The following is a 12,810-nucleotide window of genomic DNA, read 5'->3' as shown; positions in this document are numbered from 1 at the left end:
AGCGAATGGAAAAAGTTGTGAATAATCAAATGGTCAGCCAATCAGCCGTGACCATGATGTTGATTCAAATGCTCATCTGCTTAGCGTTGCCGATTGGGCTGGCAGTTTGGGTTATTAAGCGGCGAAGTCATCCCCAAAAAGGGGCGACTAAAATCTTCTTCATCGGGATGGGAATCTTCTTCTTATTTGCCGGTGTACTAGAAGGCCCGTTTCGCGGAATTGCCCGGCAGTTTCAGCACACACCTTGGGCTTATGCACTTTATGGCGCGCTTTTGGCCGGTGTCTTTGAAGAAGTTGGCCGGTTTTTGGGCTTCAAGTTTATCCAAAAGCGTATTCCCGCTAAAATTAACGATCCTGAGACGCCATTCCTGTATGGCTTGGGACATGGCGGCTTGGAGATGATTTTGATTGGCAGCGTGACAGTACTTAGTAATTATGCGTTTGCGTTCATAATAAATAGCGGGGAGATTGAAAAGGTGATCAATCAAACACCTGCTAGCTCGAGGTCGGCAATCACCGCGGTAGTGAAGCAGCTAACGGGTATGAGTGCGTGGACAGTTTCGCTGTCGTTGCTGGAACGGATCATGGCATTAGCCGTACAGATTGCCCTTTCCGTTGTGGTTTGGTTGCTTATCGTTAAACGGAAGCAATGGTTCTGGTTATTGGTACCGATCGGGTTACATGCTTTCATCGACTTTCCTGCGGCACTGGCGCAAGTAGGAGCACTCAGTTTGACGGTTGAAGAATTCATTTTAGTTGGGCAATCCGTGCTAATTGTGGTACTTGTTTACTGGCTATGGCAACGGACGATGCGCAACCGACAAGTTAGTGACTAAAGTCAAGCGGTGGGTTAGTGAGCGTTTTAATTGGCTTCAATTTGATAAGCTGACGTCTAATAAGGAACGGTCTGGTCGTTCTTGACGATTTGTCGACATCCAAGGTATAATAATGGCGTTGAAAAGAGGCCATCAGGCGGCATCCCGATGACCTCGACGCGGTTCAGATGACTGTGGGTAAAAGCTAGCCTTTACGGTTAGCTTTTTTGATTATCGCGTAAGCTTTGGCCATTCTGGTAACCAGTATGGCAAGCGCGACGATAATCGACGCCACGTCCAATGCGGCGAACCCCTTTCGTCTCCTGATTTTGGCATGGCTATCACCTCCGCGTTCAAAGAATGTTGAGGGGTGTGTGCCATCCAATCCGCTAAACAAAGAACAAGGGTAATTACTCCTTTTTCTGAGCCTGATAACAGTCTAAAGATTTTCGCGTTGGCGGTCAACGAATTAGCAAATTAAGTAAGTGTCAATTGCACTCGGACCCATCCATCGTTTGCCCTTCTGTGGTACACTAGCAGTGCATGTTTACAGAAAATGGAGGCTAAGACATTGGCAGATCGACCAATTCGGGTGCGTTATGCACCAAGTCCGACTGGGCATTTGCATATTGGCAATGCACGGACGGCGCTGTTCAATTATTTATTCGCACGGCACAACAAAGGGACGTTGGTGCTGCGGATTGAAGACACCGATACGAAACGCAACGTTGCAGACGGTGAAAAGAGTCAGATGGACAACCTTCACTGGCTTGGTATTGATTGGGATGAAGGCCCTGATAAAGGTGGCGACTTTGGCCCATACCGTCAGTCTGAACGTAAAGACATTTATGACAAGTTGATCAAGCAGCTTGTGGATAAGGGTTTTGCTTACGAATCATATCGGACCGAAGAGGAACTGAAAGCCGATCGCGAAGCCCAAAAGGCCCGTCACGAAATGCCACATTACGAGTACGAATATGAAGGCATGAGTGAAGCAGAAAAAGCGGATGCAATTGCTGCAGCCAAGGCCAAGGGATTACAGCCAGTCATTCGGTTCCACATTCCGACTGATAAAACTTATGAGTGGAATGACATTGTTAAGGGCAAAATTTCAATTGATGCCAACACGCTTGGCGGCGATTTTGTCATTCAAAAACGTGATGGCATGCCGACGTATAACTTTGCGGTGGTTGTCGATGACCATTTGATGGAAATTAGTCATGTGCTACGTGGGGATGACCACATTGCCAACACGCCAAAGCAGTTAGCGATTTATGACGCGTTCGGCTGGGAACCACCGATCTTCGGCCACATGACTTTGATTATCAATGGCGCAACCGGTAAGAAGTTGTCCAAACGCGATGAAACGGTTTTGCAATTCATCGAACAATATCGTGAATTGGGCTACCTGCCAGACGCAATGTTCAACTTTATCACCCTGTTAGGATGGTCTCCGGTTGGCGAAGACGAAATCTTTACCAAGAAGGAATTCATCAAGCAGTTTGATCCTAAGCGTTTGTCCAAGAGTCCGGCACGGTTTGATCAAAAGAAACTGGAATGGGTCAATAACCAGTACATCAAGGCTAAGCAAAAGACCAATCCAAATGAGTTAATGAGCCTGTCATTGGCTAACCTAATTGAAGATGGCAAGATTCAAAGCGATCCGGATCCCAAGACGATTGAATGGGCCCGGCAGCTGATCAGCCTTTACACTGATCAAATGAGTTATACGGCTCAGATTAGTAAATTGGCGGATATTTTCTTTGATAAGGCCACTGATTTGACTGATGATGAGCGCAAGGAACTGGCGGATGATAACGCGAAGCCAGTGATCGAAGCTTTTGCCAAAAAGATTCGAGCACTCGATACGTTTGATGCTTATTCCATTGGGCACATCGTTAACGAGGTCAAGCAGGAGACGCAAGTTAAGGGACGCAAGCTTTACATGCCAATCCGAATTGCCGCAACATTACGGATGCATGGTCCACAACTAGCGGAAACTATCGAATTAATGGGACGCGATCAAGTCTTGAAGAATGTTGAGATTGTTACGTCGCAACTTTAAGCAAATTTAAAAACCCGCGCGCATACGTTTGCCGCGGGTTTTTGTGTGTGAGCGCGAGCCGGCGCGTTATAGAAAAAACATTTTTTCACCCGTTACTTGGACGCTAAATCCAACTCTTGACGACTCAGCACAACGTTAATCGGTGATTTTCCGACGTTTATTTGTGAAAACCCACAAATGCATCTCGATAGGGTAAAATGAAAGTTGTTGGTAAGGGTAAGCGGTAACATCATCTGAGGTGAAGCGAAAATGAAACGTAAACGAAGTATGTCCAAAGTCGGCTATTTTTTGGCGGGCATTGTGACAGGGTTGGTTACGGCAGGGCTTTTTCGTCTGTTAAGTGGGTGGCTCTTTTCGTGATGAACGGAAAGGTGATGGATATTGCGGCATGATCTAGCTGTGCGAACGAGGCGGACTTGATCGGGTGCGTTTCGAACAAGCTAGGTGATGTTGGTTTTTGGGGTAGGTTTCAGATGACAGGCAGGGGGGACAGCGTCGGATTCGGCAGCTGAAGCCCGGCCTGTTTTTTATAAGGTTAGGGTTGATGGCATGGCGAAGGGTTATCGCGTGCGTTTTCAGCAGTTAACCGAGTATTATTTTATTTATAGTCTAATGATGCGATAGGAGTGAATGTTGATGTTGTCTTCCCGCCAGCCCCCATCCCCGAAAAATTCGGTTACCACTTCCTCAAAATATCCTGCCTTTGCGTTGCGCTATATTCCCGGTTCTGCCGCGGCCGGTTGTTTTGCTGGAAAGGCTGGGCTAATGCTAACCGGTCAACAGATGCTGAAATTAATGATGCCGACTTTTTATTATATTCTGCCGCGCTTTAGCCGGTTTGACGGATTTGATCGTCATTTTGGCTTGCTGGGGCAGCCTGAAGTCGCGGTTTTGACCGGTTTTGATACTCACGGTCGGCATGTGGTGCGCGTTGCTTATCCGCAAATGGCGGCACCCTTGCAAATAGCGCCCGGGGAAGTTTTCAATGCATTGCGGTTTCGGCATGAGCCAGATTCCTGCGCCGACACGGATGTCTTGACCATTTGTGTGGCCTCGCAAACGAAAGTGACCGGTCTTGGCTATCCGCGGCGGCCATTGCAGACGAAAAGAATGGCCCGAGATTTAACGTGGTTGGGAGAAGCGGTGATTACCGTCCATCCTAAACTGTCGTATCGCGATCTTGATGATACCAATCGCTTGGCCTAATCAAACCCAGATCGACCGCTAAGACTAAATCATGACCATCTTTTGTGAATTGGGCCATAATAAAAGTGAACGATTCATATCAGCAAAATTTGACGATAGACGGTCAGGACAGGGGGTCTGGATCATGGCAATTTTTACAGCTTACGATCATGCAGAGATTTTAACCGCATTGCAGGATGCCGCGCCGCATGCGGAGATTCACACAGATGATAAAGTTGCCCGCGAACATAGCGCTAATGGCAATGCCCAACAGGAGATAGCTGGGCATATTTTGGCCTACATTGCAGTGGGGGACGTGCCTGATATTCAAGGCGTTTTAAAGGTGGCGCGGCAATATCACATTCCGGTCGTGCCTCAAGGAGCTGATACCAGCACGGTGATTGGTGCTGACGGACTGGACGGGAGCATCATTTTGTCCACAGCGCGAATGAAGCGGATCAAAGAGATCAGTAAAGGCGACTTATTGGCCGTTGTGGAACCTGGCGTGATCAATGGCGATCTGGATCAAGCCGCCCGAAAACAAGGCCTATTTTATGCGCCTGACCCGGGTTCCAAGCCGATTTCAAGCATTGGCGGGAATGTTGCAACGAATGCAGGTGGCATGAGCACGGTGAAATATGGCGCTACCACTGACAACGTGCTAGGACTAAAAGTGGTGCTTGCAGATGGGCGTGAAATCAAGCTTGGCGGGCGTACTTATAAACATGCCTTCAGTTATGATTTAACCCATCTCTTTGTCGGATCTGAAGGAACGCTGGGGATCATCACGGAAATTACCGTCAAGTTAAATCCGATTCCGGTTGGCACTCCGGTTGTCGGCGTGGCGTATTTTGACAATATGACCGCTTTAGCAAAAGGGGTTGAGGATTTTGTCCGGTATTTATCCGGTGACACTGGAGGCACTGGATGGTTTAACAGTGGCGGCACTGGATCGTTATGAAGGCACGCATTATGCAGAAGGCGCCGAAGCCATGCTCATTTTCCGCTTGGATACCGGTGGCGAGGCGAGCTTGAAAATTGCCGAGAAAATATTAACCGCTGACCATGCTAAAAACATTCAGGTGACCAGTGATCCCGCTGAATCAGCCGCGATTATCAAACTGCGCCAGGACATGTTGCCTGCTGTGTTTGCAAACGGTCAACACATCATGGAAGACATGGCTGTGCCACTTTCCAAGCTTCCGGAAATGATGGATTATATTGCGGCAGTTGCCAAAGAGTTAAACGTTGAAATTTACACCGCCGGACACGCAGGCGATGGCAATGTTCACCCAACCGTCATTTGGCCAGCCGATCAAGTTGAACCGCCAAAAGAAGCGCTGCAGGCAATTCGCATGATGTTTCGCAAAGCTCTTGCACTAGGCGGAACAATTTCCGGCGAACATGCTGTGGGGATGAGCAAGAATCAATGGAACAACGAAGAACTCGGCTTTGCTGTTGATGAGTTACAACATCGAATCAAAGACTTGTTCGACCCGTTAAACATTTTGAATCTAAAGCGGAAGATTGATTAAAAGCAAAGGGCTTAAGACAGGTCTTGATGAACTTTTTTGAAGATTTAGGGCTTGATGGTTTATGAGTCAGTTTTGATAGCTTTTTCTATTACCACATCATCGTGGTGGGGAGATTAATGCCAAGATCGCATCATTTTAAGTCCGATTTAGTCGAAAACTGCCAAGCAACCTCGGCGCATCAGCTGGTTAAGGAAACTTTTAGCTGTTAAGGTTCACTTTTACAGCACTAAAAAATGAAAGTGCAAAAGCAACGCAAACCCATGCTACTCATGAGTTTGCGTTGCTTTTATGTTTCGAGAAAGTTCTTGGTGACTGCAATATATTTTTTCAAGACTTCTTATATTTGGTTCGTTTTGATGCATCAGAAGCCAGAGTGAATATAACGTTTATACTTCCAATGACTACCATTAACCACAAGTAACGATTGTGGGAAACTACCGGGTAGAAAAGTGGTAGTCCAACCGCCAGAATAAGGTACCTGATGCTTCCACCAATATTTGAGTCGGAATATTTTTCTGGTAGATGCTGACGTAAAAGTCCTCGATCAAGGATGTTAACAACGAGTTGTAGGCATATAAAAATTAGCCAGTACTGATCAGTATATCCCGGCAATAAAAAACATAACATTACAATCAGTGATACAACATTAACACCCCACAGAAGTTTTTGTAAAAAGTAGGCATTAATCATTAGTGGTACATCACCCTTCACTCATTTTGATACGTGGGCATTCAGCCATTCTATCGCATTTGAAACGCTATAGCCGTTACTGATAGACCAACTTGAAGCTGATTGAAGCTTAACATATTGTCAACTAACAATTGCGGGAGTACTTTGAAACATATTTTCCTTCCTTATTTGTTGATATTAACAGGATCTGGAAATGGACTCAGACTAATTGCTTAAATTAAAATTTTTCATGTACAACAAAGAACATTTGATTATAATAAAATTAAAATTCATCTCATCAACAGGAAGTGAGAAAATTGGAGCGATATAGTTTAGGCCAACTCTTTAAAGAAATTCGTACTGATCGGGGACTCCGTATTTCCGATATAGCTAGGCCCCTAAACATAAGTACGGTTTCTAAGTTTGAAAACGGTCGAACAGAGATTTCTGCGGAGAATCTTTTTACGCTTTTGCACAATGTGTGTGTTGAGCCAGCGGAATTCTTTGAACTCTTTGAGAAAAAGAATCAGTTTAAAACTTCTGATGTTGATTTATCGCAACAGGATTTTAACCAGAAGTTATTGCAGTTATCTTTGCAAAAAAATATTGGCCAACTATATCAACTGAAGCAAGAACTGATTCAAGAATTCTCAAAGACGCATAACATACTTTTTAAGTTACGTTCTATTATGGTTACTGCGGTCAAGCTCGATATTGAAGATGGCGCAGAATGTTTTTCTAAACAAGACTCAGAAACTGTTATGAATTACTTGATGAAACGAACTTCTTGGTATTCATTGGAATATATTTTGTACATAGACTGCATTCCTTTTCTAGAGTCTAAATACTTTGAAAAGCTATTTGAAAAGCTGCTGACCATTCATTTCGCTTTAAAGCAAAAAAATGGTCAGCAGGATCTTTTTTTTCAGGCACTATATAATACGGCTGCAATGTTTTACTATCAAAGCGACTATGAAAGAGCCTTGATAACATTAACGCAACTACAAATGCACGGACTACCGGATGATCACTTTTACATTCGGATACAAGCTGAGCTTTTGCGAAGGCGATGCCAGGTTAAGCTTAAGAATTGTAACAGCGATCAGGACGAATTGGAGCAACTTATACATGTTCTGACTATCATAAGCCCCGCCTTTGGTAAAAAATGGGAGGAAGAATTTTCTCATCGGTGAGAATCTTGGCATTTACAGATAATTTGAAGGTTTCCTTTTTGAAAGGCGGAAGAATTATTACCGCCAACCGCGTCACGTTCCTTTATAAACGCTGCTGTTTCCTGTAAAATGCAGGTAAGACGCTACAGGAAGGAAATGAGCCGATGTTAACGCTATATAATACGATGTCGCGACAAAAAGAGCCGTTTAAACCCTTGCATCCCGGAGAAATCCGAATGTATGTCTGCGGCCCGACTGTCTATAATTACATCCACATCGGTAACGCGCGCAGTGCCATTGCGTTTGATACAATCCGCCGTTATTTTGAATATCGCGGATTTAAGGTCACCTATGTTTCGAATTTCACTGATGTCGATGATAAAATTATCACCGCTGCACACAAAACCGGGGAAGCTCCCCTTGATCTGGCGCAACGTTTTATTGATGCGTTCATGGAGGATACCACTGCGCTTGGCATCGAACCGGCGACGGCGCATCCGCGTGCCAGTCAGATGATTCCGGACATTGTCGATTTCGTCCAGGATTTAATTGCAAAAGGCTATGCATATGCGGTTGATGGGGATGTTTATTATCGCGCCCGTAAATTCAAACATTACGGCGAGTTATCCCATCAAAATGTTGATGAACTCGAAGAAGGTGCCAGTCAGCATATCACACAGGAAGAGCTGGACAAGAAAGAAGATCCAATCGATTTTGCCTTGTGGAAAGCTGCTAAACCCGGTGAAATCAGTTGGGACTCACCATGGGGTAAAGGGCGGCCAGGTTGGCACATCGAATGCTCGGTTATGAGTACCCAACTGCTTGGGGATACGTTTGATATTCACGGCGGCGGTCAGGATCTGGAATTTCCGCACCACGAAAACGAAATTGCCCAAAGTGAAGCCAAAACCGGCAAGCAGTTTGTGCGTTACTGGATGCACAACGGGTTTGTGACCATTGGCGAAGATGACCAGAAAATGAGCAAGTCGCTGGGTAATTTTATTACGGTCCACGACATTCTCAAAACGGTCGATCCCCAGGTTTTGCGTTTCTTCATGGCAGGGACGCAATATCGGATGCCGATTCGGTATTCAGAGGCGAATTTAAAGAATGCTGCTAATAGCTTAAATCGTTTGAAAATTGCCCGGGAAAACTTGGTCTATCGCCGTGCCAATGCTGTTGCCGGCGTTGATGCACAGATCACTGCTGAGCTTAAAACCTTAAAAGACCGTTTCATTGCTGCAATGGACGATGATGTGAACGTGCAAAATGGCCTGACTGTGCTATTTGATCTTGCCAAATTGTTGAATGAATATGCCAATGAAGATACCGTCAAACAGGAAAGTGTCAATGATCTCCTGAATCAGTATGATGCTTGGCTGCAGATTTTCGGGGTTGTTTTCACCGACCCGACCAATCTGGATGCGAATATTGACGCCTTGGTGAAGGCTCGGGATGTGGCGCGCGCGGCGAAAGATTTTGCCAAGAGCGATGAGATTCGCGATCAGCTGGCAGCACAAGGGATTATTTTGGAAGACACTCCTCAAGGGACACGGTGGCGTAGAAAATGACATTTGATCCAAAACAATTGAACGGGATTGCACTGGCCTATCTAGGCGATGCAGTTTATGAAGTCTATATTCGGGAACACTTACTCAAACGCGGACTGGTGCGCCCGGCAGCCTTGCAACGCGCAGCCAAGGATTTTGTTTCCGCCAAGGCACAAGCGGCGTTGATTGCCGGGATGCAGACGGCGGATTTGTTAAGTGCCGAAGAGACAGAAGTTTTCAAGCATGGGCGCAATGCCAAAAGTTACACCCATGCCAAACATACGGATGTGGTCACGTATCGCATCTCGACAGGATTTGAAGCACTGTTTGGTTACTTGCATCTTGAAGGCCGCGATGATCGCGTTGCCGAGCTAGCCGCATGGTGTATCCAATACGTTGAAGAAGGGAAGACGGGTCATGGCAAAACAGCCGCAAGCACCAAATAATGAACATGAGCCAGATGAATTCGTCTTCGGCCGCCATGCAGTTGAAGCCGCGCTCAAGGCCGGAACCGCAGCCACCATTAACAAGCTGTTTGTCCAGACCGATCTAAAAAGCGAACCGATTCAGCATCTTGTCGGCATGGCGCAAAAGAAGAAGATCTTAGTCGCCACGGCTCCAAAGCAAAAACTTGATCTCATGAGTGACCACGGCAATCATCAAGGGGTTCTCTTGGCGATGACGCCATATGCTTACGCAACATTGGACGATCTGTTTAAGCACGCGGCAGATAAAGGGGAAGATCCGTTCTTCTTATTGCTGGATAACTTGGAAGATCCGCACAATCTCGGCTCGATTTTGCGAACGGCTGATGCGAGCGGGGTGCATGGCATTATTATCCCAAAGCATCGGGCAGTCGGTTTGACCAGTGCCGTGGCCAAAGTCAGCACTGGGGCGATCGAATATGTGCCGGTTGCGCGGGTCACGAACCTAGCGCAAACCATCAAAATCTTGAAAGATCGCGGCATGTGGATTTTTGGCACCGCCATGGATGGGCAGGATTATCGCCAGTGGGACGCAAAAGGCAGCACGGCGTTAGTCATCGGCAATGAAGGCAAAGGCATTTCGCCGGGAATTGCCAAATTGATGGATGCCACCATTGCCATTCCCATGGCCGGTCACGTGCAGAGCCTTAACGCGAGTGTTGCGGCGGGCATCTTGATGTATCAAGCTTTTGCCAGTCGCCATGAGGGTAAGTAAATGCGCGAACATATTATGATTGTGGATGGCTATAACGTCATCGGTAACTGGCCTGAACTCGCCAAGTTGAAAGCAGAAGATCATTTCGATGTCGCCCGTGATCGCTTACTGGATATTCTGGCTGAATACCGCAGTCATGAAAATGCGAAAATGATTGTGGTTTTCGATGCCATGTATGTTCCGGGAATCGGTAAAAGTTATGCCAAGTGGGACTTGCAAGTGGTTTTCACGAAAGAAGACGAAACTGCCGACAGCTATATCGAACGACTGGCTCAGGAGATGAACTCGCCGCTGGTGCAGCTGGTCGTGGTCACCAGTGATCAAGCAGAGCAGTGGACGGTTTTTTCCCGCGGCGCTCTACGCATCAGTTCGCGCGACTTTCTCAAGGAAGTGCAACGCTCGGAACGTGAATTTAACCATGATACGTCTAGTTACGCCGCGCATCTAGCTCGCCGTAATAGCCCATGGAATAATGATCAACTCTTCTTGCTCGATAAAATGCGGCGCCACTTGGAACGTCGGCCGAAACCAAAAGAATAAGTCTTCAGATGTGACTTCATTTAAAAAGTCCGGTTACGCAGCGGGTCATTGTCAATATTGGCTTATGACCGTCGCACGATGATCGGACTTTTTTGCGTCTCTGGATAAATGAATTGGCGTATTCTCGTATGAATATCTGTGTGAAAGCTTGCCACCCGCCAGAAAAAAGGCTATGATACGATTATCAACTTACAAAAAGTAAGTATTATCGTTTGGGAGGCTTTTTTGATGGTAGACATTGAGCATTTACAGTTTGGTCTGGAGACGTTTGGTGACATTGTGGCGAATGAAGATGGCAGTTTACAAACGGCGGCGGCCTCGATTCGACAGATTGTGCGGGAAGGTCAACTGGCTGACGAATTAGGCATTCAGGTTTTCGGAGTGGGCGAACATCATCGCCCGGATTATAGCGTTTCAAGTCCGGAAACGGTTTTGGCAGCGATTTCGACAGTGACCAAGCAAATTAAGCTTGCTACGGCGGTCACGGTGCTCAGTTCCGATGATCCGGTCCGGGTTTATGAGCGCTTTGCAACTTTAGATGCGTTGTCTGACGGGCGCGCGCAAGTAATGTTAGGCCGCGGATCATTCACCGAATCCTTCCCGTTATTTGGCTACGATTTGACCGACTATGACGACTTGTTCAACGAAAAACTTGGCTTGTACGATGCCTTGCGCAATGAAAAAGCAGTGACCTGGTCAGGAAAATTCCGCGCTGCTTTGAAGAATCAGGAAGTTTATCCCAAAACAGAAAACGGCAAACTGGAGACATACATTGGTATCGGCGGCTCACCGGAATCTGTCATTCGAGCGGTTAACTTCGGCTATAAAGTGATCATCGCGATTATTGGCGGTCAGGCGAGTCGGTTTAAGCCATATATTCAGCTGTACCATGCTGCCGCAAAGGAACTCGGCAAACCTGAATTTCCAATCGCCGTCCACTCTCATGGCTTTATTGCAGATGACGAAGATGAAGCAATTGAAGTCGCCTTCAAGAATATCAAAGCCAATTTTGACCGCATCGGCTTAACTCGCGGCTGGGCACCGATGAGTCGCGAACAGTTCGATGGTGAAACTAAAGTGGGCTCTTTTTATGTCGGCAATCCGGAAACCGTGGCGCGGCGCATGGCAGAAACAATCGATCTGCTGGATTTGGGCCGCTTTGACCTTGTTTACGGTGCCGGCAACCAAACTGCGGCTCAGCGTGAACGCATGATTGAGTTGTATGGCACGAAAGTCATCCCGCGGGTTAAAGAAATTCTAGCAGAAAAGGCGGCGGTGAAATAATGGCGATTCAACGTATAGGCATTCTTGGTGCTGGTAAAGTCGGCATCGTTCTTGCGGGTTTGGCCTTAGATGCCGGTTATACTGTCCGAATTTCCGGCTCAGGCACAGTCAAAAAAATCGCCTTAACCATCAAAACCCTCGTCCCCGGCGCGATTGCTTCCGAAAATGCCGAGGTGGTGGCTAACAGTGACTTGATCATTTTAGCAATCCCGTTAAGCCGGTATAAAAATATTGATGCAGACTTACTCAAAGGTCATTTGGTCATTGACGCGATGAATTACTGGTGGGAAACAGACGGTATTCGCGAAGAAGTGTTAGATCCAACGACCACTTCGAGTGAACAGGTTCAAGCCTATTTTAAAGGTGCCAAAATTGTCAAAACCTTCAATCATATGGGCTATCATAACCTGCAAGAAGAAGCGCGGCCTAAAGGGAATTCAAAACGCAAGGCGCTGTTTGTGACCGGCGATGATCCCGCGGCTGTTGATCAAGTAGCGGCTTTTGTTGATCGAATGGGCTTTGACACTGTTGTCCACAATCGATTAGCAGACGGTATTATGACCGAACCGGGAAGTCCGTTGTTCGGCGCTAGTCTGCGGTATGCTGAGCTTAAGGACATTATCGATCATTTTGATCAAACAGATTTTGGCAAACAAATCGCTGCAAAAGTTCACACTCATTGATGCAGGTTTAATAAGCCAAGGTACCCAGTCTTTTTGAAGGCTGCGGTGCTTTGGCTTTTTTGGTAAGCGCGAGCCGGCGCGGTTAGGGATCGGAGTGTAAGTGGCCTCAGGC

General features: G+C 46.6%; 10 protein-coding genes and 1 pseudogene. All 11 read left to right on the top strand.

Features of this window, described 5'->3' with window-relative positions:
* The first annotated feature begins 5 nt into the window (after positions 1–5).
* The 11 genes and pseudogenes from ACWP87_RS02535 (at position 6) to ACWP87_RS02485 (ending at position 12,698) form a co-directional block, all read left to right on the top strand.
* Positions 6–836, top strand: coding sequence for a YhfC family intramembrane metalloprotease (locus ACWP87_RS02535; RefSeq protein ID WP_014570039.1), 831 nt, complete (start codon positions 6–8; stop codon positions 834–836).
* Positions 837–1,386: 550 nt separating this feature from the next.
* Complete coding sequence (gene gltX / locus ACWP87_RS02530) at positions 1,387–2,880, top strand: glutamate--tRNA ligase (protein ID WP_005686122.1); 1,494 nt, start codon at positions 1,387–1,389, stop codon at positions 2,878–2,880.
* 636 nt (positions 2,881–3,516) lie between these two features.
* Positions 3,517–4,086 carry a hypothetical protein gene (locus ACWP87_RS02525; protein ID WP_005686125.1) on the top strand — a complete coding sequence of 190 codons (570 nt, stop codon included), beginning with the start codon at positions 3,517–3,519 and terminating at the stop codon, positions 4,084–4,086.
* Positions 4,087–4,210: 124 nt separating this feature from the next.
* Positions 4,211–5,600 (top strand): annotated as a pseudogene (locus ACWP87_RS02520) (FAD-binding oxidoreductase).
* A gap of 977 nt (positions 5,601–6,577) precedes the next feature.
* Positions 6,578–7,462 carry a helix-turn-helix domain-containing protein gene (locus ACWP87_RS02515; protein ID WP_223804835.1) on the top strand — a complete coding sequence of 295 codons (885 nt, stop codon included), beginning with the start codon at positions 6,578–6,580 and terminating at the stop codon, positions 7,460–7,462.
* Between the two features lie 143 nt (positions 7,463–7,605).
* Positions 7,606–9,012 (top strand): cysteine--tRNA ligase, encoded by a 1,407-nt coding sequence (gene cysS / locus ACWP87_RS02510; RefSeq protein WP_014570035.1) that lies wholly within the window; start codon positions 7,606–7,608, stop codon positions 9,010–9,012.
* Positions 9,009–9,437 carry a Mini-ribonuclease 3 gene (locus tag ACWP87_RS02505; RefSeq protein ID WP_005713584.1) on the top strand — a complete coding sequence of 143 codons (429 nt, stop codon included), beginning with the start codon at positions 9,009–9,011 and terminating at the stop codon, positions 9,435–9,437. Before cysS ends, ACWP87_RS02505 begins: the two co-directional genes overlap by 4 nt.
* On the top strand, positions 9,409–10,191 hold the full coding sequence (rlmB, locus tag ACWP87_RS02500) for a 23S rRNA (guanosine(2251)-2'-O)-methyltransferase RlmB (protein ID WP_014570034.1): 783 nt from the start codon (positions 9,409–9,411) through the stop codon (positions 10,189–10,191). Before ACWP87_RS02505 ends, rlmB begins: the two co-directional genes overlap by 29 nt.
* The gene (locus ACWP87_RS02495) at positions 10,192–10,731 is read left to right on the top strand and encodes an NYN domain-containing protein (protein ID WP_005686136.1); all 540 of its coding nucleotides are present in this window, start codon (positions 10,192–10,194) and stop codon (positions 10,729–10,731) included.
* Between the two features lie 228 nt (positions 10,732–10,959).
* Complete coding sequence (locus ACWP87_RS02490) at positions 10,960–12,015, top strand: LLM class flavin-dependent oxidoreductase (protein ID WP_014570033.1); 1,056 nt, start codon at positions 10,960–10,962, stop codon at positions 12,013–12,015.
* Entirely contained in the window at positions 12,012–12,698 is a 687-nt protein-coding gene (locus ACWP87_RS02485) for an NADPH-dependent F420 reductase (protein ID WP_029943657.1), read from the top strand. The genes ACWP87_RS02490 and ACWP87_RS02485 overlap by 4 nt, the downstream gene beginning before the upstream one ends.
* Positions 12,699–12,810 lie beyond the last annotated feature (112 nt).

Source organism: Lacticaseibacillus sp. 22 (assembly GCF_055413445.1).
Note: the sequence above shows the minus strand (reverse complement) of the source record. Positions and strands in the feature narration are given on the sequence as shown.